General features: G+C 65.5%; 22 protein-coding genes and 2 tRNA genes. 14 read left to right on the plus strand and 10 right to left on the minus strand.

All coding sequences use genetic code 11. The annotated features are described in order from the left end of the window. Positions 1-93 precede the first annotated feature (93 nt). Positions 94-648, plus strand: a complete 555-nt coding sequence (locus ACSBPQ_RS07925; RefSeq protein ID WP_442684464.1) for a DUF2939 domain-containing protein — start codon at positions 94-96, stop codon at positions 646-648. Here the strand turns inward: ACSBPQ_RS07925 and ACSBPQ_RS07930 are convergent. Continuing rightward, positions 617-859, minus strand: a complete 243-nt coding sequence (locus tag ACSBPQ_RS07930) for a hypothetical protein (RefSeq protein ID WP_442684465.1) — start codon at positions 857-859, stop codon at positions 617-619. The two genes, ACSBPQ_RS07925 and ACSBPQ_RS07930, sit on opposite strands and share 32 nt — an antisense overlap. 132 nt (positions 860-991) lie before the next feature. Here ACSBPQ_RS07930 and ACSBPQ_RS07935 point away from each other — a divergent pair. Next, positions 992-1,078: transfer RNA gene (locus tag ACSBPQ_RS07935), tRNA-Leu, on the plus strand. A gap of 282 nt (positions 1,079-1,360) precedes the next feature. Next, complete coding sequence (gene parC, locus ACSBPQ_RS07940; RefSeq protein ID WP_442684466.1) at positions 1,361-3,607, plus strand: DNA topoisomerase IV subunit A; 2,247 nt, start codon at positions 1,361-1,363, stop codon at positions 3,605-3,607. A 271-nt stretch (positions 3,608-3,878) separates the two neighbouring features. Here parC and ACSBPQ_RS07945 read toward each other — a convergent pair whose 3' ends face one another. After that, positions 3,879-4,706: a glycine zipper 2TM domain-containing protein gene (locus tag ACSBPQ_RS07945; RefSeq protein ID WP_442684467.1), complete on the minus strand. Its 828-nt coding sequence runs from the start codon at positions 4,704-4,706 to the stop codon at positions 3,879-3,881. Between the two features lie 158 nt (positions 4,707-4,864). Here ACSBPQ_RS07945 and ACSBPQ_RS07950 point away from each other — a divergent pair, with 158 nt between their 5' ends. Both ACSBPQ_RS07950 and ACSBPQ_RS07955 read left to right on the plus strand, forming a co-directional pair. Then, positions 4,865-5,089 (plus strand): DUF6116 family protein, encoded by a 225-nt coding sequence (locus ACSBPQ_RS07950; protein ID WP_442684468.1) that lies wholly within the window; start codon positions 4,865-4,867, stop codon positions 5,087-5,089. Between the two features lie 4 nt (positions 5,090-5,093). Next, a complete protein-coding gene (locus ACSBPQ_RS07955; protein ID WP_442684469.1) occupies positions 5,094-5,873 on the plus strand; it encodes a TatD family hydrolase in 780 nt (259 codons plus the stop codon). A 3-nt stretch (positions 5,874-5,876) separates the two neighbouring features. Here ACSBPQ_RS07955 and ACSBPQ_RS07960 read toward each other — a convergent pair whose 3' ends face one another. After that, the gene (locus tag ACSBPQ_RS07960) at positions 5,877-6,704 is read right to left on the minus strand and encodes a tRNA threonylcarbamoyladenosine dehydratase (RefSeq protein ID WP_442684470.1); all 828 of its coding nucleotides are present in this window, start codon (positions 6,702-6,704) and stop codon (positions 5,877-5,879) included. A 75-nt stretch (positions 6,705-6,779) separates the two neighbouring features. Between ACSBPQ_RS07960 and ACSBPQ_RS07965 the strand changes: the two genes are divergently transcribed. Beyond that, positions 6,780-7,220 carry a cytochrome c gene (locus tag ACSBPQ_RS07965; protein WP_442684471.1) on the plus strand — a complete coding sequence of 147 codons (441 nt, stop codon included), beginning with the start codon at positions 6,780-6,782 and terminating at the stop codon, positions 7,218-7,220. Between the two features lie 108 nt (positions 7,221-7,328). Further along, positions 7,329-7,805 (plus strand): glycine zipper 2TM domain-containing protein, encoded by a 477-nt coding sequence (locus tag ACSBPQ_RS07970; RefSeq protein ID WP_442684472.1) that lies wholly within the window; start codon positions 7,329-7,331, stop codon positions 7,803-7,805. A 74-nt stretch (positions 7,806-7,879) separates the two neighbouring features. Here ACSBPQ_RS07970 and ACSBPQ_RS07975 read toward each other — a convergent pair whose 3' ends face one another. Beyond that, on the minus strand, positions 7,880-8,089 hold the full coding sequence (locus tag ACSBPQ_RS07975) for a cold-shock protein (protein WP_054658958.1): 210 nt from the start codon (positions 8,087-8,089) through the stop codon (positions 7,880-7,882). A 221-nt stretch (positions 8,090-8,310) separates the two neighbouring features. Here ACSBPQ_RS07975 and ACSBPQ_RS07980 point away from each other — a divergent pair, with 221 nt between their 5' ends. The 3 genes from ACSBPQ_RS07980 (at position 8,311) to arsC (ending at position 10,415) form a co-directional block, all read left to right on the plus strand. After that, a complete protein-coding gene (locus ACSBPQ_RS07980; RefSeq protein WP_442684547.1) occupies positions 8,311-8,796 on the plus strand; it encodes a DUF456 domain-containing protein in 486 nt (161 codons plus the stop codon). A gap of 144 nt (positions 8,797-8,940) precedes the next feature. Next, entirely contained in the window at positions 8,941-10,068 is a 1,128-nt protein-coding gene (locus ACSBPQ_RS07985; protein ID WP_442684473.1) for a phospholipase A, read from the plus strand. Further along, entirely contained in the window at positions 10,068-10,415 is a 348-nt protein-coding gene (arsC, locus tag ACSBPQ_RS07990) for an arsenate reductase (glutaredoxin) (RefSeq protein ID WP_442684474.1), read from the plus strand. Before ACSBPQ_RS07985 ends, arsC begins: the two co-directional genes overlap by 1 nt. Before the next feature lie 76 nt (positions 10,416-10,491). Here arsC and thrC read toward each other — a convergent pair whose 3' ends face one another. The 6 genes from thrC to ACSBPQ_RS08020 all read right to left on the minus strand — a co-directional run bounded on the left by thrC (position 10,492) and on the right by ACSBPQ_RS08020 (position 16,936). Further along, positions 10,492-11,790, minus strand: a complete 1,299-nt coding sequence (gene thrC, locus ACSBPQ_RS07995) for a threonine synthase (protein ID WP_442684475.1) — start codon at positions 11,788-11,790, stop codon at positions 10,492-10,494. Between the two features lie 65 nt (positions 11,791-11,855). Further along, on the minus strand, positions 11,856-12,776 hold the full coding sequence (locus ACSBPQ_RS08000; protein ID WP_442681673.1) for a homoserine kinase: 921 nt from the start codon (positions 12,774-12,776) through the stop codon (positions 11,856-11,858). Next, a complete protein-coding gene (gene thrA, locus ACSBPQ_RS08005) occupies positions 12,773-15,289 on the minus strand; it encodes a bifunctional aspartate kinase/homoserine dehydrogenase I (RefSeq protein WP_442681674.1) in 2,517 nt (838 codons plus the stop codon). Before thrA ends, ACSBPQ_RS08000 begins: the two co-directional genes overlap by 4 nt. 89 nt (positions 15,290-15,378) lie before the next feature. Next, positions 15,379-15,513, minus strand: a complete 135-nt coding sequence (locus ACSBPQ_RS08010) for a hypothetical protein (protein ID WP_442681675.1) — start codon at positions 15,511-15,513, stop codon at positions 15,379-15,381. Positions 15,514-15,772: 259 nt separating this feature from the next. After that, on the minus strand, positions 15,773-16,717 hold the full coding sequence (locus ACSBPQ_RS08015) for a DMT family transporter (RefSeq protein ID WP_442681676.1): 945 nt from the start codon (positions 16,715-16,717) through the stop codon (positions 15,773-15,775). 142 nt (positions 16,718-16,859) lie between these two features. Further along, positions 16,860-16,936 (minus strand) — tRNA-Arg (locus ACSBPQ_RS08020). A gap of 152 nt (positions 16,937-17,088) precedes the next feature. Between ACSBPQ_RS08020 and amaB the strand changes: the two genes are divergently transcribed. The 4 genes from amaB to murB all read left to right on the plus strand — a co-directional run bounded on the left by amaB (position 17,089) and on the right by murB (position 21,230). After that, positions 17,089-18,621 carry an L-piperidine-6-carboxylate dehydrogenase gene (gene amaB, locus ACSBPQ_RS08025; RefSeq protein WP_442681677.1) on the plus strand — a complete coding sequence of 511 codons (1,533 nt, stop codon included), beginning with the start codon at positions 17,089-17,091 and terminating at the stop codon, positions 18,619-18,621. Between the two features lie 126 nt (positions 18,622-18,747). Next, on the plus strand, positions 18,748-19,035 hold the full coding sequence (locus tag ACSBPQ_RS08030) for a DUF4190 domain-containing protein (RefSeq protein ID WP_442681678.1): 288 nt from the start codon (positions 18,748-18,750) through the stop codon (positions 19,033-19,035). Between the two features lie 99 nt (positions 19,036-19,134). Then, the gene (locus tag ACSBPQ_RS08035; RefSeq protein WP_442681679.1) at positions 19,135-20,190 is read left to right on the plus strand and encodes a quinone-dependent dihydroorotate dehydrogenase; all 1,056 of its coding nucleotides are present in this window, start codon (positions 19,135-19,137) and stop codon (positions 20,188-20,190) included. Next, positions 20,187-21,230, plus strand: a complete 1,044-nt coding sequence (gene murB, locus ACSBPQ_RS08040; protein WP_442681680.1) for a UDP-N-acetylmuramate dehydrogenase — start codon at positions 20,187-20,189, stop codon at positions 21,228-21,230. The genes ACSBPQ_RS08035 and murB overlap by 4 nt, the downstream gene beginning before the upstream one ends. Positions 21,231-21,258: the final 28 nt, after the last annotated feature.

A 21,258-nucleotide genomic window follows, 5' to 3' on the forward strand; every position in this document is an offset into this window, starting at 1 on the left:
GCGACCGACACGCCGGCGCCGCCCGGGTCATTGTTCACCCTGCCGCCGCGGTTTTGCGGCAGGCTTTGGTTGCCCCGCCAAGGAGGATGGACGATGAATAAAGTGCTGCTGACGATAATCCTGGCCCTGCTCGTGGCCACCGGCGGCTATGTCGTCGCCGGCCCGTATCTGGCGATCCACGGCATCAGCGAGGCGATCGAGGAGCGCGATACCGCGCAGCTCTCGCGCCACGTGGATTTTCCGACGCTGCGGGTCAACCTGAAGGCACAGCTGAGCGACTATGTGGTCCGCCGTGGTGGACCGGAACTGCAATCGAGCCTGCTGGGCGCGGTGGCGCTGGGCGTGGCCGGCAATCTGGCCGGTGCCGGGGTCGATACGCTGGTGACCCCGGTCGGCATCGGTGCCCTGCTCGAGGGCCAGGGTGTGTGGAAGCGGGTGATCGGCGACACGGCCGGTGGCGATACGTACGCCCCTCCAACCCCGGCCCGGCCGCTGCGCGACGCCCACCATCGCTACGAATCAGTGTCACGTTTCACCGCCACCACGCAGACCCGCGACGGTCGCGACATCGTGTTCGTGCTTACCCGTGACGGGCTGCGCTGGCGGCTGAGCAACATCATCCTGCCGCTGGAACAGGCGCCGGGCTGAGGGCGAAATCCGTGCAATTCGGGCAACCTGCCAAGCGCCCACATTGGGAAGACTGGCGGATCAGCACCGGGCAGAAGTGCGGCTGCAACAACAAGGGAATAATGATGTGCTTCAACGCCTGGTCGGCTCCGCTGACCGGCGCTGCCGGGCAGCCCATTTGCCCTTCGGTCACGCTGGTCTGATTCATCGCGATCTGCTCGCGATACTGCATCTTCAGCTCTGCTCATAGCCGACTGCATCCGGTTGATGTGCGGCCGGTTCCGGCATCACCCGTGCAGGACGGAAAGTCGCAATCAACCGTTGACATCAGATTCCGGTCCCGGCATTATTCTCCTCCTGAGTCGCCCAGGTGGCGGAATTGGTAGACGCACTAGCTTCAGGTGCTAGCGGGGGCAACTCCGTGGAGGTTCGAGTCCTCTCCTGGGCACCACGACTCAAACGAAACAACCCGCGAAAGCGGGTTTTTTTGTGCGCGTTGGATTGATGCAAGTTGTTCTGCTCCGGCAGAGAATTCTCCAGCCACGACGCTTGCGCCGCACCAGAGCCAGTTGCGGGAAAGGATTCCAGCCAACTCACACAGGCACTGTACGGCGGTCCCTTTCGCAACCATCGCAGATACTGGCTTGGCATCCCCGCTGGCATCCGGATAATCACTTGATCAGGAAGCCGGCGGCCCCGCCGGACTTCGCTCAACAGGTAGCTCCCTCCCGCAATGACCGATCTAGTCCGCACTGTTTTCCATGGCTACGAGCAGCAACCGCTGCGCGAATATGCCGAACGCGCTTATCTCGACTACTCCATGTACGTGGTGCTGGACCGCGCCCTGCCGTTCATTGGCGATGGCCTGAAACCGGTGCAGCGCCGCATCATCTATGCGATGAGCGAACTGGGGCTCAACGCCGCGGCCAAGCCGAAGAAGTCCGCGCGCACGGTGGGTGATGTGATCGGCAAGTATCATCCGCATGGCGACTCGGCCTGTTACGAGGCGCTGGTGCTGATGGCGCAGCCATTCTCGTACCGCTATCCACTGATCGAAGGCCAGGGCAACTTCGGCTCCAGCGACGACCCCAAATCGTTCGCGGCCATGCGTTACACCGAATCCAAGCTGACGCCGATCGCCGAAGTGCTGCTGGGCGAACTGGGCCATGGCACCACCGACTGGACACCGAATTTCGACGGCACGCTGGAAGAGCCCACCTGGATGCCGGCACGCCTGCCGCACCTGCTGCTCAACGGCACCACCGGCATTGCCGTGGGCATGGCCACCGACGTACCACCGCATAATCTCAACGAGATCGTCAGCGCACTGATCCGCCTGATCGATGATCCGCAGGCCACGGTCGCCGATCTGTGTGAGCACGTACAGGGCCCGGATTACCCGACCACCGCCGAGATCATCACCCCGGCGGCGGACCTGCGAAACATCTACGAAACCGGCAATGGCAGCGTGCGCGCGCGTGCCACCTTCCTCAAGGAAGGCAGCAACATCGTCGTCACCGCGCTGCCGCACCAGGTCTCGCCGTCCAAGGTGATCGAGCAGATCGCCGCGCAGATGCGCGCCAAGAAGCTGCCGTGGCTGGAAGACATCCGTGACGAATCCGACCACGCCAACCCGGTGCGGGTGGTGCTGATTCCGCGCTCCAACCGCGTGGATGCCGAACAGCTGATGGGACACCTGTTCGCCACCACCGACCTGGAACGCAGCTACCGCGTCAATCTCAACGTCATCGGCCTGGATGGACGCCCGCAGGTCAAGAACCTGAAAACGCTGCTGTCCGAATGGCTGCGTTTCCGCTACGACACCGTCACCCGCCGCCTCAACCACCGCCTGCAGAAGGTCGAGCGCCGCCTGCACCTGCTGGATGGCCTGCTGGTCGCTTTCCTCAACCTGGACGAGGTGATCCGCATCATCCGTACCGAGGATGATGCCAAGGCCGCGCTGATTGCCCGCTTCGCATTGAGCGAGGACCAGGCCGACTACATCCTCGATACCCGCCTGAAGCAGCTGGCGCGCCTGGAGGAAATGAAGATCCGCGGCGAGCAGGACGAGCTGGCCAAGGAGCGGGATTACATCCAGTCGATCCTGGGCAGCACCACCAAGCTGCGCAAGCTGGTCAAGGACGAGCTGATCGCCGATGCCAAGAAGTTTGGAGACGAACGCCGTTCGCCGCTGGTGCAGCGTGGCGCCGCACAGGCCATCGACGAGACCGAGCTCGTCACCAGCGAGCCGATGACCGTAGTGCTGTCGGAAAAGGGCTGGGTACGTGCCGCCAAGGGCCACGACATCGACGGCACCGGCCTCTCCTACCGCGAAGGCGACAGCCTGCTGGGCATCGCCCGCAGCCGCAGTACCCAGCAGGTGGCCTTCCTCGACAACGAGGGCCGTGCCTACTCGACCCTGGTGCACACCCTGCCCTCGGCACGCGGCAATGGCGAACCGCTGACCGGCCGCTTCTCACCGGCCGCCGGCAGTTCCTTCGTGACCCTGGCCAGCGGTGAGAACAACACCCGCTTCGTGCTGGCTTCCTCGCACGGCTATGGCTTCGTCACCCGTTTCGAGAACCTCACCGGCCGCAACAAGGCCGGCAAGGCGATGCTCAACCTGTCCACCGGATCAAGCGTGCTGCAACCGGCGGTGGTCACCAACCCGGAAACCGACCGCATCGTCGCGGTCACCAGCGCCGGCAACATGCTCGCCATTCCCGCCACCGACCTGCCCGAGCTGGACAAGGGCAAGGGCAACAAGATCATCGAGATCCCGCGGGCCAAGCTCGCTACCGAACGTGTGGTTGCGGTGGTCGCGGTGTCGCCCGGCAACACCCTGCAGGTGCGCAGCGGCCAGCGCACCATGAGTCTGTCGTACAAGGATCTGGACGCCTACGTGGGGGCACGTGCTTCGCGTGGCCACCTGTTGCCGAGGGGGTGGCAGAAGGTGGAAGGGCTGGACGTCCAGCCGTAACAGGCCGCCTCGGGGGATCGTCGCTGCACGGCAGTGACTTCCAGGCAATCCAGGAAAAGCCAATGCCCGCACCACTGGTTGCGGGCATTGTTTTTGACGGGTCTCCTGCGCGCCGAAGCCTTACCGGTATGGATGCGGCGCGAACAAGCCATCTGCCACAACGGTTCACCTGCCTGCAAATAAAAACAGGAACGCCTCTTGCAGGGCGTTCCTGTTGTTGCACCCGCCAACCTGCGGTTACGCCGACCGGCCCGTTCTTCCCGGACAGGTTTCAGTGGCGGACGACGTCCTGCTCCACCGCCGCGGTCTGGGTGACCACCTGGCCATCGATCACCGGCAGCCGGTCGCTGTCCGGGCGGCTCTGCATGCGGATGGTTTTTTCCGCACCGTCGTAGCGGTAGGTCACGTCATAGCCGACGGTCTGGTTGGTATTGCCCACTGCAACGCGGCTGCCCGGCTTGCTGTCCATGCGCATGCTGCCGGTGCTGCCATCGGCATTGCGATAGGTGACGTTGTAGCCGGTCACCCGCGAGGACTCGGACGTGCTGTTCTCGGTACGGCACTGGCGCTCGGTACGGCTGACGACACGCCCCCCCACATGTCGCTTGTCCACTTGGTTGCCGATCACGCCGCCGGCTACCGCACCCGCAGCGGTGGCCGCCTTCTTGCCGTTGCCGCCGCCCACCTGGTTGCCCAGCAGGCCGCCAATCACCGCACCGGCGACGGTGCCGCCGACATTGCCGTCACGCTCGGGCAGGCGCTCCTGCACCACTACGTCCTCGCACACTTCATGCGGAACGGTACTGGTGGAGCTTTCGCGGATAGGTTCGCTACCGGTCACCGTGGCGTAGGCGCGCTCTTTCTGTGTCACCGGCGCGACCTTCAGCACATCGGCATATTCCAGCTTGCCGCCGGCAGCCAGGGCGTCGCTCAGGGCGGCGTCATCGGTGAGTGTGGCGTTGTCCAACATCGGGTTGGTGCTGTCGACCACTGGCGTACCCGGCGCCCGCTCACGGCCGCTCATGAAAGCTGCCGTGGCGATGCCGCCCACCAGAAGCGCGCCCGCGGCGACCAGAATCGTTGTCGTGTTGCTCTTCATTGTCGGCTCCCTGCGGCCCATCCGCGCTGACCTGTTGGCGATTCCACCACGATAAAGCTGAACACAGACAGGTATTTCAGGCAAAGGCCCTTACAAAGTTCAGGATTCGCCTCAATATTGCGATCGTCTTCCCTCTTCTTTCCCTGCAGGCCCCTCACATGTCCAGCCCGATGCTGTCGCCGCTGCTGTCCTGGGCGCGCAAGTTGCGGTACCCGACCCTGTTCAAGATCACTGCGGCGCTGTTCGCGGTGAGCCTGCTGCTGCCCGACCCGATCCCGTTCATGGATGAGATCCTGTTCGGCCTTGGCACCCTGCTGCTGGCCAACTGGAAGCGACGCAAGGATCCGCCGTCGGAGTCCACGGTCATTCCACACAAACGCTGAAGCCGTGCAGCTGGTCGACAGCCACTGCCATCTGGATGCTTCCGAGTTCGATGCGGACCGCCTCGCAGTGGTCGAGCGCGCCCGCGCTGCCGGTGTGGGCGTGCAGATCGTTCCGGCCATCACCGCCGCCAGCTGGCCCGGACTGCGCACGGTGTGTGCGGCGCAGCGCGGACTGTATCCTGCTTACGGCCTGCATCCGATGTTCCTGGACGCACATCGGCCAGAGCATCTGGATGCGCTGCGCGAATGGATCGAGCGCGAACGCCCCTGCGCCGTGGGCGAATGCGGGTTGGATTTTTTCGTCGACGGCCTCGATCGGGAACTGCAGCGCCACTATTTCCACGGACAGCTGGTGCTGGCGCGCGAATTCGACCTGCCGGTGATCGTGCATGCGCGTCGTGCCATGGATGAAGTGATCCACACGATGCGGCGGGTCGGTGGCTTGCGCGGCGTGATCCACAGTTTTTCGGGCAGCCCCGAGCAGGCCCGGCAGCTGTGGGACATGGGTTTCCTGATCGGGCTCGGTGGTCCGCTCACGTACACGCGCGCCAATCGCCTGCGGCAGCTTGCCGCGACGATGCCACTGGAATACCTGCTGCTGGAAACCGATGCGCCGGACCAGCCGGACAGTGCCATCCGCGGCCAACGCAACGAGCCGGCACGGCTGCCCGTGATCCTTGAAACCATCGCGCAGCTACGGCAGCAGATGGCCACCGAGATCGCCCGACAGACCAGCGTCAATGCGCAACGGCTGTTCAGCCTTCCTCCCGCCGGCGGGAGCTGAGTTTTATCCGCTGGCGCCGGACACCACGCCCGGCGAGCTTTCCGTGCGTGACTTCAACAGGATTTCCAGCGCCCGCGCCACCGCTGCAAACGCGAACGCGCCGGTGATGTGGGTCGCCGCGCCCAGCCCGGCGCCGCAGTCCAGCTTCAGGGCGGCGTCCGCACCGAGGTTGGGGCGCAGCCCGCAGACGCTGCCATCGGCCTGCGGATACTTAACGTTCTCCAGTGAATAGATCGCCGACACCCCGAAGTAACGCTGCGGATTCTTGGGGAAATTGAACTCGGCACGCAGCTTCTTGCGGATCAGCGCCATCATCGCGTCATGCTCGGTGCGCGACACATCCCGCACCCGCACCAGCGTCGGATCGGTGCGTCCACCGGCCGCGCCGATTGTGATCATCGGCAGCTTGCGCCGACGGCACCAGGCGATGGCCTCGACCTTGACCCGGAAGCTGTCGCAGGCATCGATCACCAGATCGAAGCCCCGGTCCAACAGCTCGGCCATGTTCGCAGGTGTCAGGAACGCCTCCACCGCCTCCACCTCGATGTCCGGATTGATGGCGCGGCAACGCTCGGCCATCGCCACCGCTTTGTTGCGTCCGTATTGGCCGGCCAGTGCCGGCAGCTGCCGGTTGGTGTTGGAAACGCAGATATCGTCGGCATCGATCAGGACCAGACGCCCGACCGCCGAGCGTGCCAGTGCTTCCACGATCCATGACCCGACTCCGCCCATTCCCACCACGGCAACCTTGCAGCCGGACAGATGGGCGATGCTGCCAGCGCCGTACAGCCGGTCGATACCGGCAAACCGCTCACGCAATTGCTCTTTCATGCGCCCATTTTAACCGTGGCCGCATACCGTCCGGACGTCGTACCATCATTGTTCTTTCGTCTGGAATCCTTGCCCATGTCCGACCCCACTCCTCCTGTCCGCAGCCAGTCCAAGGCATCGCGCTATCTGATCGTCCTGATCCTGGGCCTGTTGATCGGCGTGGTCGCCACGGTGATGGCGATGCGTGCGATCCAGGAACGCAAGGACCACTTCCCCGACAGCCTGATGACCGTCCTGGCCAAGCAGTCGCAATTGCTGCGTGAAAGCCAGCAGCAGAACCGTTGCGCACCCAATGAGGTGACGCCACGCATGCAGACGATGCGCGCACTGTCCAACGACATGGATCTGGCCTTCCCCGCACTGAAGGATGATGCACGCTTCCAGCGGCATGCCAGCCAGTTCCGCGCCACCCTCAATGAGGCCCTGTCCAATCCGCCCGCCGATTGCGCCGCTCTTGCGGTCAGCCTGCAGAAGCTGGGTGAAGACTGCAAAGCCTGTCACCAGGACTTCAGGTAATCCGCCTCCGGCGCACGTGGTTGGCATGCCATTCACGTGCGAACCGACACGATTCGGATGCAGGACAGCACCTGCTGTCCCTCATTCCAACCGCCAAGGAGAAGTCCCATGAAGATCCAACTGATTGCTGCAGGTGCCATCGCCAGCCTCGCCTTGGCCGGCTGCGCCACCTCCCCGGGCTACAGCAGTGGTGGTTACAACAACGGCGGCTACAACAACGGCTACGGCCAGAGCCAGTGCCGTGACTGCGGCATCGTCACCCGCATCGATACACTGGCCTCCGGCCGCACCGCTCCCGCCGCGACCGGCGCCATCCTCGGCGGCATTGTCGGCGCGGTCGCCGGCCATGAGATCTCCGATCACACCGGTGGCAGCCGTGGCAACAAGAACATTGCCGCCGCCGCGGGTGCCGCTGCCGGCGCCGTGGCCGGCAACAAGATCCAGCAGAATGTCACCGGCAACTCCTATGACATCCAGGTGCGGATGGATGATGGTCGCGTGATCGTCGTCAACCAGAAGGATCTGGGCGGCATCCGCGAGAACACCTACGTTCGCGTGGTGAATGGCCGGGTGATCCTGCGCTGAGCGGCGGCAGCCTCGGGATGCAACAAATGAAAAGGCCCGCATGAGCGGGCCTTTTCATTACCAGTGGCAAGGACTCAGACTGGCTGGACAGCGTCGGCCTGCAGCCCCTTCTGGCCCTGGACAACCGTGAACGTGACCTGCTGGCCTTCTTTCAGGCTCTTGAAACCCTGGGTCTGGATGGCGCGGAAATGCACGAAGACATCCTCACCATTTTCACGGCTGATGAAGCCGAAGCCCTTGGCGTCATTGAACCACTTGACGGTACCGGTTTCGCGATCAGACATCTCGACTAACTCCCTGTAACTCTCTCGTTTGATGGATACGCCCTTGGAGGCGGCTGATTGCAAGGAGGAAGCGAGGTGCAACGATGCAGCAAATCGATCGATCTACCCATCAGGCCACGATTCACGGTGACCTTGCCAAGCTCAGCGGCTGCAAGTTAACTCGACACCAGAGAAAATGCAACGGGGCAAAATCCCCGTTGTCAACCCCAAAAAAGGCGCCCATGGACCTTTCATTCATCTTGTACGCGCTGGCCGCCCTGCTGGTCGCCGCCGGCATGCCAGGTATCATCCTGCCGGCAATTCCCGGCGTGCCGTTGATGTACGCCGGGTTCCTGCTGGCGGCCGGAACCGATGGGTTCGAGCGGATAGGCTGGGTTCCACTGCTGGTGCTTGGCGTGCTGACCGCGATTTCATTGCTGGTGGATGTGCTCTCGACGGTGGCGGGGGCCCAGCGGGTGGGGGCGAGCCGGCTGGCCCTGGCCGGATCGGTAATCGGCACCCTCGCAGGCCTGTTCTTCATGCCGCTGGGACTGTTTGTCGGCCCGTTTGCCGGCGCTCTGGCCGGTGAGTACCTGCACGGGCGGAAGCTCGGCCAGGCGACCAAGGTAGGACTGGGCACCTGGCTCGGCATCGTGCTGGGCATTGCCCTCAAACTGGGGCTGGCCGTGGCGATGCTGTTGGTTTTTGCCATCGCCTGGTTCGTCTGAAACCCTCCCTTGCCACGTCGCGACGCGCGTTTGATGCGGCAATCGCCGACAATCGTCCCCGACCAGCTTTTCCTCGACGATCACCCGCTGTCGGGATACGTCCCGCACACGGGGGGTTCATCTTCAGCAACCAGAGGCCGCCTCATGCGTAACAGCCCCCTTGCGCTCACCATCGTGTTGTTTGTGGGAGCCGCCAACAGCACGGCACTGGCCCAGGATGCGCTCGCCGATCCCGCCTCGCCGCAGGCCTGCGTCGCCCTCAGTTCCGATGCCATCCGTCTGGCCTGCTATGACCGGGCACTGGGCCGCACGCCCGAGGACACCCGGGCAGCGGATGTCGCTGCCGCCGCCGCACAACAGACACGCAAGGCGGCAGAAGCGCTGGACAACCCGTCACCCTCGCGCAACGAAGTGTTTGCCCATGACGATGTGGGCGCCGCCGTGGCCAACGCCGGACGTGGTTCATTGCTGGACAGCCGCTGGGAGCTGGCCAAGGACTCCAAGCTCGGCCTGTACCAGTTGCGCGCCTACAAGCCTGTGTACCTGCTGCCCGCCTTCTGGACCAGCAAGCCCAATGTGCGGCCGCATTCGCCCAACCCCAACAACACGGTCACCAGTCCAGAGGAGTTGGAAAGCACCGAGCTGAAGTTCCAGCTCAGCTTCAAGACCAAGCTGGCTGAAAACGTGTTTGGCGACAACGGGGATATATGGGCGGGTTATACCCAGAACTCGCGCTGGCAGGCGTACAACAGCGAAACCTCTCGGCCATTCCGTGAGACCAATTACGAGCCTGAAGTGATGCTGGTCTTCCGCAACGGCTACTCGCTGCTGGGCTGGAACGGACGCATGACCGGCATCAGCCTCAACCACCAGTCCAATGGCCGCAGCGATCCGCTCTCACGCAGCTGGAACCGGGTGATGTTGAACGTCGGACTGGACCGCGAGAACTGGGCGCTGATGCTGCGCCCGTGGTACCGCATCCCCGAAAGCGGCAGCGATGACAACAACCCGGATATCGAGGATTACATCGGTCGCGGCGATGCGACGCTGGTCTACAACCGCAACGGCCACGAACTTTCGCTGAGCGCGCGCCATTCGCTGCGCAGTGGCGACCGCTCGCACGGCTCGATGCAGCTGGATTACGGCTTCCCGATCAACAACCTGCTGCGTGGCCACGTGCAGGTGTTCGACGGTTATGGCGAGAGCATGATCGATTACAACCACCGCGCCACCTATGTCGGCGTCGGTGTTTCACTATTGGAGTGGTTCTGATGAAGGCGACAATCTGGCACAACAACCGGTGCTCCAACTCGCGCGGCGCACTCGCCCTGCTGCAGGAAGCCGGGGCCGACATCGAGGTCATCAACTACCTGGAAAACCCGCCGGATCCGGCGACGTTGCGCCGTCTGCTCGACGAGATGGGCATCCCCGCGTGCGACCTGCTGCGCGACAAGGAGGCTGCTTACGCCGAACTGGAGCTGGCGCAGAAGCGGGACGATGAGGCCGCGCTGATCGAGGCGATGGCGATGCACCCGCAGCTGATCAATCGCCCGATCGTGCGCACCGCCAAGGGCACGGCACTGTGTCGCCCGCCGGAACGGGTACGCGAACTGCTGTAACGCCGCCACCCCACAAGACAGCCATCCCGCCATCCGCCCTGTCCGGTACGACACCGGCCGGACAGGGCCGTCGCACTCAGCCCCGCAGGACCGAACGCAACGCGGCGTATTCCGGCAAACACGGCTCGGCATGGGCCGGACGCTGCAGCAGTTCGGCCAGTGCCGGCGGCACTGGCACCTCACGGCCGATCAGCGGCTCGACCACCGATTCGAACTTGGCCGGATGTGCGGTCGCGGCCACGGCCCAGTGCTCACCGGCAGCCGCTTCGCCACTCGCCCGCAATTGCTCCAGCACCTGCACGGCAGTGGCGGTATGCGGGCAGAACACTTCACCAAAGCGGCGGTAGCGTGTGGCGATGGTGTCGCGGATGGTGGCATCGTCCACCGCGCGTGACACGAACGCGCTGCGTAGCGCCGCATCGTCGCCGTTGTACAGCCAGCGCAGCCGCTCGAAGTTGCTCGGTGCGCCGACATCCATGGCGTTGGCGAGCGTGGCGACACTGGCCTGCGGCGTATAGTCACTGCCGGCAAAATAGTCCGGCAGCACGCGGTTGGCATTGGTCGCCAGCACGATGCGCCCCAGCGGCACCCCCAATGCACGAGCCATCACCGCCGCCATCGCATTGCCGAGGTTGCCAGTGGGAATGACGAAGTTCAGCAGGCCGCCATGCGCCGCCTGATGCGTGAGCGCGGCATGGGCGTAGTAGCTCATCTGCGGCAACAGACGGCCAAGGCTGATGCTGTTGGCCGAACTGAGCGGCACCTGTGCCTGCAGTTCGACATCGCCCAGCGCCTGCTTGGCCATGGCCTGGCAGTCATCGAAGGAGCCGGCCACGCGCAGCGCACGGATGTTGCCGCCCAGACAGCCGAGCTGGTGCGCCTGGCGCGGTGACACGCGGCCATCCGGGTAGAGCACCACCACCTGCAGATTCGGCTGCTTGTGGAAGGCTGCTGCAACGGCGGCGCCGGTATCGCCTGAGGTCGCCACGACAATGGTCAGCGGCCGCTCCTCACCGGCACGCAGGCGCGTCAGGCTGGCGGCGAGGAAACGCGCACCGAAATCCTTGAACGCGGCAGTCGGCCCGTGGAACAGCTCCAGAACGTGATCGTTGGCGGTGGCCAGGGACTGCAGCGGCGCCGGGAAGTCGAACGCTTCGCGGCAGATGGAGGCAAGCGCGGGCTCCAGCGCATCACCGGCAAAGAACGGCTGCAACAGCGCTGCCGCAGTGTCCGCCAGTGATTCACCGGCCTGAAGTTCGCGGGCGGCAGGCAGCTGGCGCGGCACATACAGGCCACCATCCGGCGCGAGTCCGGCAGCGATGGCCTGGCTGAGCGTGGCGGCGGGAGCGTTGTTGCGGGTGGAGATGAAATCCATGACAGGGGTTCCGTGAGAGGTGCACGACAGCCGCGGCCCGGGCCGTTGCTGCGGAAATGAGGGGTTCAGAGCAGGTGCGCGGCCGGACTGTTCAACGGGGATACCCAGCTCTGGCTGTCGAAACCCGCGGCGGCGAATGCCTCGCGCACCTTGGGTGCGGCGGCTTCGGCGGCTTCGCGTGTTTCGAACCACGCGAAGATGCTGGGACCGGCCCCGGAGATGCTGGCGCCCATGGCGCCAGTCGCCAGTACCGCCTGCTTGGCCGCCTCGAAACCGCCGATCAGCGGCGCACGACGCGGTTCGACCAGCACGTCGGCCAGTCCCGCGCGCACCAGTGCCGCATCCCCGGCATGGCAACCGGTCAGCACCAGCGCCAGGTTCGCGCTCTGGGCGACGAATTCCTTCAATTCGTAGGCACCTTGCAAGGCCGCACGTGCGCGACGGGTTTCCAGCACCGCGTCCGGATGCACCAGCAGGCTGTGCCATTCGGCCGGCACGGGAATACGCACCAGCCGGTCGGCGGTTGCCAGCACCAGCCCGCCCAGCAGCATCGGTCCGAGGTTGTCGCCGTGCAGTCCGCCACTGGCGATCGCCTCGCCGGCCAGCGCGAACGGATACAGCGCGTCGCGCGACAGCGGCTGGTCCAGCAGCGCGTTGGCAGCCACCAGCGCGGCCACGCAGGAAGCCGCCGAGCCGCCCATGCCCGAGCCCAAAGGGATGCCCTTGTCGATTTCCAGCTCGAAACCGAACGGCAGCTGCAAGGCCTCGCGCAAGGCGATCAGGGCGGCGCCGGAAGTATTGCCGGGTGCGTCCAACGGCAGATCCACCGTGGTGCCACGGATGGCGCCGATGCGCACTTCCGGCGTGTCGATGCGCCGCACCGCGACCGTATCCCCCACCCCGGCAATGGCGTGGCCGAGGATATCGAAGCCGACCCCGGCATTGCCGACCGATGCCGGAGAGAACGCACGTGCCCAGCCGCTCACAGACGCGCTCCCTCACCGGCCGCGACCCGCAGCACATCGGCGAACACGCCGGCGGCGGTGACTTCAGGACCCGCGCCCGGACCCTGCACCACCAGCGGGTTGTCGCAGTATCGGCGGGTGGTGAACTGCACCACGTTGTCGGTCAGGCGCAGATTGGCGAAGGCATGGTCGGCCGGCAGCTCGACCAGCCCGACCGTCGGCTGCTGCCCCGGCTCGAAGCGCGCCACATACCGCAGCACGTTGCCACACGCCTGCGCATCGGCCAGCCGCTCGGCAAAACCGGCATCGACTTCCGGCAGACGTTGCATGAAGTCCTCCACGCTGGCCTGCTGCAGGGCTTCGGGCACCAGGCTTTCCACCGCCACTTCTTCCAGACTGAGCGGATAACCGGCCTCGCGGGCGAGGATGACCAGCTTGCGCGCCACGTCCACGCCGGACAGGTCATCGCGCGGGTCCGGCTCGGTGTAGCCCATCGCCCGCGCCTGCCCCACCAGCTCGGAGAACGGCACGCTGCCGTCGTACTTGTTGAACAGCCACGCCAGCGTGCCGGAGAAGATACCGGCAATCGCCGTGACCTCATCGCCGGTATCGACCAGATCACGCAGGGTGGTGATCACCGGCAGCCCGGCGCCAACGGTCGCCTCGTAGCGGAAGCGTGCGCCGCTGGCCGCCGCCGCCTCGCGGATGGTCTGGTAACGCACCAGCGGCCCGGCACCAGCCTGCTTGTTCGGCGTGATCACATGGATGCCGGCGGCCAGCCAGCCGGCATAGCGGTCGGCCACCTCGGTACTGCCACTGCAATCGATGATCAGCGTGTGCGGCAGGCGCGCGGACAGCAGGTGTTCGGTGAACTGGTCCAGATCGGCCGGCTGCGCATCCGCATCGAACGCCGCCTTCCAGTCATCCTTCAGGCCGCACTCGTTCAGCAGCATGCGGCTGCGCGAAGCCACCGCACGCAGTCGCAGGTCCAGCCGCGCCTTGGCCAACAGCTGCGGCTGAGCGGCGTGCAACTGCCGCAGCAACGCCGCGCCGACATTGCCCGGCCCGATCACGCCCACCGAGAAGGTCTGCGGCGACAACCAGAAACCGGCATGCGCGGCACGCAGCGCCAGGCTGGCATCGGCGCTGTCGATGGCCACGGAGATATTGCGTTCGGACGAGCCCTGGGCGATGGCGAGGATGTTGACCTGCGCGCGCCCCAGCGATTCAAACAGGCGTGCGGCCACACCCGGCTGCCCGGCCATGCCGTCGCCCACCGCCGCCAGCACGCTGACGCCCTGCCGCAACTGCACCCGTTGCACCTGACCGGCCGCCAGTTCGTGCGAAAAGCTCTGCAGCAGTGCGGCACGCCCGCGCTCGGACTCCGCCTGCTTGACCACGCAGCAGATCGAATGCTCCGACGAGCCCTGCGAGATCATCACCACCGACACCTGCGCGTTGCGCAGCGCCGCGAATACCCGCTCGGCGGTACCCGGCACACCGATCAGGCCGGTACCTTCCAGATTCAGCACCGCCAGGTCGGGGCTCAGGGTCAGGCCCTTGATCGGCCCGCGCCGGGAGCTTTCGGCGGTGATGCGCGTGCCTGGATGATCGGGCTCGAAGGTGTTGCGGATGATGATCGGCAAACCGCGCTTGATCGCCGGCGTCATCGTCTGCGGATGCACCACCTTGGCGCCGAAGTAGGCCAGCTCGCAGGCCTCGTCATAACTGAGCGTGTCCAGCTGCACCGCCTCGGGCACCACGCGCGGATCGGCCGACAACACTCCGTCCACATCGGTCCAGATGTGCAGCTCGTCGGCGGCGAACAGCGCGGCGAAGATCGCACCGGAGAAATCGCTGCCGTTGCGGCCCAGCGTGGTGATATGGCCCTTGCTGTCACGTGCGACGAAGCCGGTCACCACCACCCGGCGCGCCGGATGCTGGCTGCGCCAGTGGGCCAGTTTGGATGCACTGGTCTGCCAGTCGACATCCACCACCCCCAGCGGCGTGCGCTCCACAACCAGCACTTCGCGCGCATCGAGCACCGCGCAGTCTTCGCCCAGTGCCTGCAGGTAGTGACCCAGCAGATGCGCGGAAAACACCTCACCCATTCCCTGCACGCGATCGAGCACCTCGCCCGGCAGTTCACCGATCACCGCCAGTGCGGAGAGCACATCGGACAGACGCTGGAAGCGGCCATCCAGCCATTCAAGGGTGGCTCCGGCGCGTTCACCGAGCAGCGCCACGGCTGCGTCATTGTGGCGCGTGTGCAGTGCCTGCCAGCGTTCGCGCCACTGCGGATCGGCGGCCCCGGCGAGGGTTGCCAGTTCGATCAGCGCATCGGTCACGCCCTTCATCGCCGATACCACGGTGACCTGGAGCGTTTCCTCGCGTGCCAGCAGCAGCTGCGCGACATGACGGTAACGCTCGGCATTGGCCACCGAGGTGCCGCCGAACTTGTGCACGATGGTACGGACGACGGCATCCACGGAAGACTCGGCGGATTCGGCGGGAGAAACGGCAACTGACGACATCGGATCAACCTCTGCAGGAGGCCCCGACACGCATCTGGATGGAGTTTCCCCGCATCCTGATCCGGGTGCGGGGCCGTGGTTTTCGGAAATTACACGAAGACGACGGGCCGCACCGGGCAAATGGTGACGGTAATAATGGTGGTGATAATCGACTGCCCGGACACGGCATGCGGTCCGCCGGAAGGCGGTTGCAGGGTGCGGTCAAGGGACAGTGACGTGTTCATGCGCTCAAGATTCACCCGGCATTGAACAGGCTGTCAACTGTTGCATTGCAAAATACTTTTTACGGGCCTCGTCGTCGAAGTGGCCGTTAAAAGTTGCATATGTCATCAAACGCGAACGTCGCCCATCTTTCCTGCAAGCGACGGCGAACACGGCCCCGCTCGCACCGGGCCTCCTGTCGCAAGCCGAACCGGTCCACCAGGGCCGGATGCGGCCACTCTCCGCATCCGCCGCGTTTCCAGGCGCCAACGCGCGGACAGCTCAGGCCGGATCGGTCGCCGGCAGCGATGAGCGATGCGCGGCCGCACTCCAGACCACGCCCACCACCAGAAACACCGCCGCGAGGATTTCCAGCGGCAGCGGCCAGCGCTGCTGCCACAGAAAACCGTAGATCAGCCCGAACAGGGTTTCGAACACGATCATCTGCCCGCCCAACGTCAGCGGCAGTGCCCGGCTCGCCCGGTTCCAGCAGGCGTTGCCCAATATAGAGGCGAATATCGCCACTGCCGCCGCCATCGCCCAGAAGCCGGCCCACTGCCCGCCCGTGTGCCCCTCCCCGCCACCGGCAAAGGCCACCGGTGCCAGCAGCAAGGCCAGCCCCCCGGTCGCCACGCCGGTCAGCAGCGACCAGTCATGCCCGGACACCTGCGGCACGCGCGCCAGCCAGCGCGTATTGCCCACCGAATAGGCCGTCCACGACAGCAGCGCGCCGACGCCGCACAGCAGGCCGGTCAATCGCTGCGCGTTGGAAGTGGAAACATGGGAGGACGCCAGCGCCACGTAGCCCATCACTCCCACTCCAGCCACACACAACGCCAGCGCCGGCGCCAGCCGGGACAGCGGCACCGCGCCCGGCTCGCGTGAACCCAACACCGCCACCAGCACGGGAACCATACCCACGATCAGCGCCGCCGAGGCGCCACCACTCCACTGCACGCAGATGGACAGCAATATGAAATACACCAGATTGCCGAGCAGGCTCAGCCAGGTCAGCGCGGTCCATTCGACCTTGCCGATATGCACCCGCAATGCCGGCCAGCGTGGTACCAGCAGGATCAGCGCGATCAGCCCGTAGACGAGGTAGCGCGAGGCGGCCAACTGCAACGGCGAGAAATCGGTCAGCACCGCCGGGGCCAGGAACACCAGACCCCACAGCGCGCCCGAGGCCACGCCATTGGCGATGCCAAAAGTCATCTGCCGCTTCATCGCACCCCACGCAGCAGCGCAACCCGCAGGCACCCGCAACCTGCATCGCATCGGGAAACAAGGGCAAGAAAACGGCAATGCATCGACAAACGCACCGGGAAAATCGACCGACGCGGAAACCACACCGCAAGCCGCGAAAAGATGGTGGCCCCGACACGATTCGAACGTGCGACCTGTCCCTTAGGAGGGGACCGCTCTATCCAGCTGAGCTACGGAGCCTTGAGGAGCGGCATTGTCGCATGACCTTGATGCCATTCGACACCCTCCCGGCAGGCAGCAGCTGCGGTGGCCTGCTAAAATACCGAGACCGCACGCTGTCCCCCGCCATTGCCAGCGGCACCTTCTATTAGCAATAGCAATCAGGAGTTTGCATGTCCTTTGAACTGCTCAAGGCGCTCGGCCTCGATGCCTCCAACGCTGGCACCTATCTGGGTAACGGCGAGTGGTCCAGCGCCACCGGCGCAGGTGTCCTCAAGCCGCGGAATCCCACCACCGGCGAGGTCATCGCGGAAGTCCAGGCCTCCACCGAGGCCGACTACGAAACCGTGATCGCCCGCGCCCAGGAAGCATTCAAGGTATGGCGCACCACCCCGGCACCGCGCCGCGGCGAAGCCATCCGCCTGTGCGGCGAAGCGCTGCGCGCCAACAAGGATGCGCTGGGCTCGCTGGTCGCGCTGGAAATGGGCAAGTCCAAGGCCGAAGGCGACGGCGAAGTGCAGGAGATGATCGACATCGCCGATTTCGCCCTGGGCCAGAGCCGCATGCTGTACGGCTACACCATGCATTCGGAGCGCCCCGGCCACCGCATGTACGAGCAGTACCAGCCGCTGGGCCTGGTCGGCATCATCTCGGCCTTCAATTTCCCGGTCGCGGTGTGGGCGTGGAACTCGTTCCTGGCGGCGATCTGTGGCGATATCTGCATCTGGAAGCCGTCCAACAAGACGCCGCTGACTGCGATCGCCTCGATGAAGATCTGCAACGAGGCGCTGAAGGCCGGCGGCTTCCCGGACATTTTCTTCCTGATCAACGATGCCGGCACCGCACTGTCGGAAAAGATGGTGGACGACCGCCGCGTGCCGCTGATCTCCTTCACCGGCTCCACCCAGGTCGGTCGCACCGTCAACCAGAAGGTTGCCGCGCGCCTGGGCCGCTGCCTGCTGGAGCTGGGCGGCAACAACGCCATCATCCTCGACGAGACCGCCGACCTGAAGCTGGCCGTGCCGGGTATCGTGTTCGGCGCGGTGGGCACCGCCGGACAGCGCTGCACCACCACCCGTCGCCTGATCGTGCATGAATCGATCTACGACAACGTGCTGGCCACGCTGGTCAAGGCCTACAAGCAGGTCGAAGGCAAGATCGGCGATCCGCTGGACGCGGCCAACCTGATGGGTCCGCTGAACAGCCCCGAAGCCGTGCAGCAGTTCCTGGCCTCGATCGAGAAGGCCAAGGCGTCCGGCGGCACCGTTGAAACCGGTGGCACCGCCCTCGACCGCCCGGGCAACTTCGTGCTGCCGGCGATCGTCACCGGCCTGAAGAACAGCGACGAGATCGTCCAGCACGAGACCTTCGCGCCGATCCTGTACGTGATGAAGTACAGCACGCTGGATGAGGCCATCGACATGCAGAACGGTGTGCCGCAGGGCCTGTCCTCGTCGATCTTCACCACCAACCTGAAGTCGGCCGAGAAGTTCCTGTCGGCGGCCGGCAGCGACTGCGGCATCGCCAACGTCAACATCGGCACTTCCGGCGCGGAGATCGGTGGCGCCTTCGGTGGCGAGAAGGACACCGGCGGTGGCCGTGAGTCCGGCTCGGATGCGTGGAAGGTCTACATGCGCCGCCAGACCAACACCATCAACTACTCCGATTCGCTGCCGCTGGCCCAGGGCATCAAGTTCGACCTGTGATGGCGCCGGCTCCCGTCGTATCCGGAGCCACCGAACGATGAGGCGGCACGGCAATGGCCGCCTCCACCCCGCCCCTCTCCCGCCTGCGGGAGAGGGTTTCAATTTTTCGAAGATGGAGTTTTCGCGATGAGTATTCCCGCACCACGCCAGACCAGCACCTATGCGGTGATCGCCCTGGTGGCCGGCATCCTCGGCTGGACCCTGCTGCCGTTCCTGGGCAGCCTCGGCGGCATCATCTTCGGTCACATGGCGCGCGGCGAGATCCGTCGCAGCAATGGCCGGCTTGACGGCGATGGCCTGGCCATCACCGGTCTGGTCCTGGGCTGGGTATCGGTGGCGCTGTGGGTGCTCGCCATCCTCGTCTTCATCCTGTTCTTCGGCGGCCTGGCCTGGCTGGCCACGCTGAACGCCTGAAACAGGCCCGCGGGATGGCCGGCTGTCCTGCACGATGTCCGTGCCACGGACAAGGCAGGCCGGCCCCACCCTTCACGCCCCCACGTTGAACCGAGCTCTATGTACTCCATCACCCGCCCGTTCCTGTTCTCTCTCGATGCCGAACGCGCGCACGGCCTTGGCTTGTCCGCGCTGGACCTCGCGTGGCGCACCGGCACCACGTCGCTGCTTTCCGGGAGCATCAGGCCGCTGTCGACCACGGTGTTCGGGCTGGAATTCCCCAATCCGGTAGGGCTGGCGGCGGGCCTGGACAAGAATGGCGAACACATCGACGCGCTGTTCGCCCTGGGCTTCGGCTTCGTCGAAATCGGCACCGTCACCCCGCGACCACAGGCCGGCAATCCCAAGCCGCGGCTGTTCCGCCTGCCGCTGCACAACGCCATCATCAACCGCATGGGCTTCAACAACCTCGGGGTCGATGCGCTGGTGGAAAATGTCGGGCGCGCGCGCAACCGGCGCGGTCCGCTGGGCATCAATATCGGCAAGAACAAGGACACGCCGAACGAGGACGCGCTGTCCGACTACCTGGCCTGCATGGAAAAGGTGTATCCGCTGGCCGACTACATCACCGTCAACATTTCCTCGCCCAACACCGCCGGGCTGCGCGAGCTGCAGGAAGAACAGGCATTGCGACAGCTGGTCGCCGGCCTGCGCGAGGCGCAGGAAAAACTGGCGGCCACACATGGCAGGCGCGTGCCGATGCTGGTGAAGGTCGCTCCCGACCTGAGCGACCGCGACATCGATGCGGCGGCGCGGGTACTGGGCGAGCTGCAGGTCGATGGCGTGATCGCCACCAACACCACCATCGGCCGGCCGACGGTGGAAGACGATCCGCTGGCCCGGGAGGCCGGTGGCCTGTCCGGTGCACCGCTGCTGGGCCAGTCCACCTTCGTGCTGCGCCGCCTGCGTGCGCGCCTGCCCGAGTCGGTACCGCTGATCGGCGTGGGCGGCATCGGCTCCGGTGCCGACGCGGTCGCAAAGATGGCGGCCGGCGCGGCGCTGGTGCAGTGTTACAGCGGCCTGATCTTTCAAGGCCCCGGCCTGATCGGCGACTGCGTGGATGCGATCCGCCGCCGCCGGGAAGCCCCGTCCGGAGGCGCCGTCGCTCCGCTATGACGACTGTCGCCCCCGCCTGGTCGCTGCTCGAAAACGCCTCGCTGCACCCCTTCAACACCTTCCACGTCCACGCCTCGGCACCACGCCTGCTGCGCGTGGGCGATGCCAGTGCATTGCCGCAGGCGCTGGCCGGCATCGGTGACGCACCGTTGCTGGTACTGGGCAGTGGCAGCAACGTGCTGCTGGCAGCCGATCCGGCCGATGTCGTGCTGGTGTTCGACAACCGCGATATCGACATCCTCGAACATCGCACCGACCACGCCATCGTGCGTGCCGGTGCCGGCGTCATCTGGCACGAAATGGTGATGTGGTCGCTGGCGCAGGGGTTGTCCGGGCTGGAGAACCTCGCCCTGATTCCCGGTACGGTGGGCGCCGCCCCGATCCAGAATATCGGCGCCTACGGCGTGCAGGCCGGCGAATTCATCCAGACCGTCGAAGCCTGGGACCGGCAGTGCCACGACTGGGTGCGCCTGGACCAGGCCGCCTGCCGGTTCGGTTACCGCGACAGCCTGTTCAAGGCCGAACCCGATCGCTACCTGATCACCGCCGTCGAGTTCCGCCTGCCCTTGCTGCACGAACTACGCCTGGACTACGCCGGTATCCGCGAGCAGCTGCAGGCGATGGCGATTGCCCTGCCCACCGCTGCGGACATCGCCCGTGCGGTCATCGCCATCCGCCAGCGCAAGCTGCCCGACCCTGCCGTGCTCGGCAATGCCGGCAGTTTCTTCAAGAATCCGATCCTGCCGCTTGAACAGGTGCAACTGCTGCTGCAGCACTACCCGGAACTGCCGACCTATCCCGGCAGTGGCGCAGGCAGCCGCAAGCTGTCGGCGGCGTGGATGATCGAGGCCTGTGGCTGGAAGGGCCAGCGTGAGGGCGATGCCGGGGTGTCGCCCGACCACGCCCTGGTGCTGGTCAACCACGGCTCCGCCACCGGCAGCGAACTGCTGGCCTTCGCCCGCCGCGTCTCGGCCTCGGTACTGGAGAAGTTCGGGGTTCCGATCGAACCGGAACCCCGACTGGTCGGCGCACACTGGTGAGCCCCATCGCTCCCCCTGCCCGGCCCGC

Source organism: Stenotrophomonas sp. JC08 (assembly GCF_052180205.1).
GTDB lineage: Bacteria > Pseudomonadota > Gammaproteobacteria > Xanthomonadales > Xanthomonadaceae > Stenotrophomonas.